This window comes from Deltaproteobacteria bacterium (assembly GCA_030654105.1).
GTDB lineage: Bacteria > Desulfobacterota > SM23-61 > SM23-61 > SM23-61 > JAHJQK01.
Genome location: JAURYC010000174.1, coordinates 1 through 3,402, shown reverse-complemented (window position 1 = coordinate 3,402; position 3,402 = coordinate 1). Strand labels below are relative to the sequence as shown.

The 3,402-nt window shown below is 44.3% G+C and carries 3 protein-coding genes; all 3 read right to left on the bottom strand.

Features of this window, described 5'->3' with window-relative positions:
* Nucleotides 1-464 precede the first annotated feature (464 nt).
* The 3 genes from Q7V48_07370 to Q7V48_07360 all read right to left on the bottom strand — a co-directional run bounded on the left by Q7V48_07370 (nt 465) and on the right by Q7V48_07360 (nt 3,141).
* The gene (locus Q7V48_07370; GenBank protein ID MDO9210552.1) at nt 465-1,391 is read right to left on the bottom strand and encodes a TIM barrel protein; all 927 of its coding nucleotides are present in this window, start codon (nt 1,389-1,391) and stop codon (nt 465-467) included.
* Between the two features lie 239 nt (nt 1,392-1,630).
* Entirely contained in the window at nt 1,631-1,900 is a 270-nt protein-coding gene (locus tag Q7V48_07365; GenBank protein MDO9210551.1) for an HU family DNA-binding protein, read from the bottom strand.
* A gap of 500 nt (nt 1,901-2,400) precedes the next feature.
* On the bottom strand, nt 2,401-3,141 hold the full coding sequence (locus Q7V48_07360; GenBank protein ID MDO9210550.1) for an isoprenylcysteine carboxylmethyltransferase family protein: 741 nt from the start codon (nt 3,139-3,141) through the stop codon (nt 2,401-2,403).
* Nucleotides 3,142-3,402 lie beyond the last annotated feature (261 nt).

Sequence of the window (3,402 nt, the reverse complement as noted above, 5' to 3'; positions counted from 1 at the left end):
ATTGATGATCTCGTAAAAAGTCGGCAGAAGAGTCATTGCGAGCGAAAGCGAAGCAATCTCGTTTTTATAAGTCCTTGAAAATACGGGATTGCTTCGTCGTCCCGCATTGGCGGAACTCCTCGCAATGACGAAAACGGGACTTTTTACGACTCCATCAGAGTTAGAATTTCACCTAACAGACGATGTCTGATTGATTCCAATTCCCCATTTCACCTATGAGTCTTCACTCTGTGATAACGGCTGGCACCACCGGAGTTAGATAATCCAGTGGCTGAAGGGGAAAAGGATGCATGAGCCATACGTGCCCAGAACACCAGGGCTTCCCAGCGATTAAAATATCTACCTTCAAGCGACTGGTCCTGCGGGAAAAGGAATGGAGATAGATCAAATCCCCCCATTCCCTTCTTGCAGAGGATGGGGGGATTTTGCGGAGGGGATTGCTGTCTCTTATACCACTAGAGGGATTAGTAATTTTTCACCAGATATTCAAAGCTCTTCTGTAAATTATTCGCACAATCCGTAAAGGTGTCAGGCTGGGTCAGTTCGATCGCCGCATAGCGAATCTTATTCTTGGTCAGGATCGAAAAAACGGTATTAAAATCCAACTCATTCTCCGCCAAGATCGGCAGCACTTTGTGTTCACTCGAAGAGGCTTTTATATGGATATAAGGCATCCGGCTGGCATATTTTTCCATAAAAGCCTTGGCTTCTTCTGGCTTTGTATAAACTCGGGAGGTAGCAAAAAAGTTTGCTGTGTCACACTGGAGGAACATATTGGAGTTCACATTGGCAAAAAACTCCGACAGCCCAAACCCGGTAACCCCGTCTCCCTTGAGCGCTTCAAAAGCATTCTCAACAACATATTTAATGCCAGCCGTCCGGGCCATATTCGCTGCCTTATTCGCCACCTGAACGGCTTTATATAATTCGGAAAGAGTCCAGGTTTTCTTTTTGGGGTCGTTTGCAAACTCAGGTCCAGCTGCCAGAGTGCGGATGGTCCGGGGCCCCTCGAATACAGCCGCATTCGCCAACCCCCGGGTAAAGATCTCCCAGTACTTGGGATCCAGAAGGCCTAACTGCAGAGCGTAGCCGATCTCGATGTTTTTGGATTTGGCATAGGCCGCAAGCTGCTTGCATTCGTCCAGGGTAAGGGATGCGCTTGGATCCCGAATCTCAACCCAGGCACATCCCAGCTCACTGGCCAAGTCGACCAACTTTTTCTTGTTTTCCAAAGAAACCGGAAGGGGTTTCAGGAAGTTCGTCGTGGTAAATCCGTGCTTAATTTCTGGATATTTCTTTAGGACAATTTTCTCGGCTGCGAGAACGCTGCCGGTCAGAAAAGCTGCTAGCGAAATAACCGTCATAAACGCTACCAAAAATCTTGTTTTCATCGTTCTTACCCCCTTTGCTGAAAAAATTTTAGGATTACCTTTGATGATCTCGTAAAAAATACTTCCTGCCCTTTCAGGATGCACCGATCATTACACTTCTCTTTGATAGGAACTCTCTTTTGGGTATCGTGAGTATACTGGGAAGGCACCCCCAAAGGGACAGTGGAATTCCCTTGGAAGGTTCAGTTGCCCATCTTTGGATAACCCGTTCTCTCATCATTTGCTCCAGATGCTTAAGATCACTTGACCGCATTTTTCAGGCTTTTACCGGCGGTGAATTTCGGAACCTTCTTGGCCGGAATCTTGATCTCTTTGCCGGTCTGAGGGTTCCGGCCCACACGAGCTTTCCGTTTGCTTACCCTGAATGTCCCAAAGCCCACCAGAGTTAAAGCTTGCCCTTTCTTCAGACCTTTCGTAATCGTGCCAAATACGCAGGAGACGGCATCTTCCGCCTTTCTCTTGCTTCCAACCACTTTAGCTACTTCAGCCACCAAATCCGCCTTGTTCATCCTTTTTCACCTCCTTTTTTCTCTGCTGAAACGGGAGCAAAATATAAAAAAACGCAGGATCCTCTTGGAGGTCCTACATCAACATCTTCTCAACGCACCACCTTTTCATCATACGCCCAAGAAGGCTAAAGGTTAGTTGGGATTTTTGAGCGAGGGAAACTTAACAAATTGAATAATAGCAAGGTTGAAAATGTTGTCAAGTGGATTCTTGTTTTTAAATCGATGTCAAATTTCTAACACAATCATGGCCCAGAACCATGGGAAGACACCATATTTTGTGGGTGGTACTGGCACCTCAAAACTGCGTCTTTCTTGCCAAAAAAGGAACCCATTCCCAAGGGCGCTCTGATGCAGATATCGTTTGGAAATCGAAACTTCTTGACTCTTCGAGAACGCCAGTTTCATAGCAGAAAACGAAATCTGATTAGATATGGCTAAGCTGCCTACTGAGCGTGTCAAATGACAACCAATGGCGATGATTGCTTAAGGGAAACGACCTTTTATCTTCCCGCGACATTCAAGAAACTGGTCTTCTTCTTTAGAGTCCTCAAGCTAAGGTAAACAATCATACCACCCAAAAAAAAGGCAACCCACATCGGGTCCAATTCTAATTCTCCTTCAGCAAAGAAGTCCCCAATTATTTCAAGGAATGTAAACGAAACAATGACCGCAAATAATCCTGAATATTCTCTCTTGAGAACATTTCTTAAAGAAAAGGGCAGAACATTCGGAACCCAATTTCGCGGCCTTGGGAAAAATGCTGGGGTTTGGTTGGCCCATTTTTCATATTTTTCGGCGAATTTTCTCCTCAAAAACTCCTCCTCCGCAAACATGATCCGTTCATAGTATAGCCAAAAAACAAGAATAAAGATCACACTTATGAGCCATACACGGGGAAACATTGATATACCAAGCCAACAAAAGAAGTTTCCCAAATAGAGAGGATGTCTGACAATGGAATACATTCCCGTAGTATTCAAACTCTCAGCTTCTTGGCTGCGAGTATTTCTTTCCGATGTTCCTTTTGGGGCATGGCCGATTGTATAGCTGCGAATGACCAAACCAAAAAAAGAAATTGATAAACAAATAAATTCCCATATCCGGTCCCAATAGTGACTATTCCCTGGGTATTCGAAGTTTTCCATACCAGTTAAAATAATTCCGGCAAGCAATAACGGTAAGTAACTCCGCCATCTGAATAACCAATTTCCAACTCTCTCAAATTCTTCTTTCAATGCCATTTTATCTCCCCGACTTTCTCCCTAAAACATTGGGCAGGGTTTTCTCTTGGTTCCAAACGCTTATTACAATAAATAATAGGACGATAAGATTGAAAATTCAATGGTTTATCCTATTCAAAATTTCGAGATTAGAAATGTGAAGATACCTTGCCATGATAAACACCTGTCTCAGAAGGGCGGCATAGTGCAAAGTTGCGCTTGAACCATCATTATCTTTCTGTCCCCGAATGGAGATTTCATTTTACCTCCTTTAGAGATTAG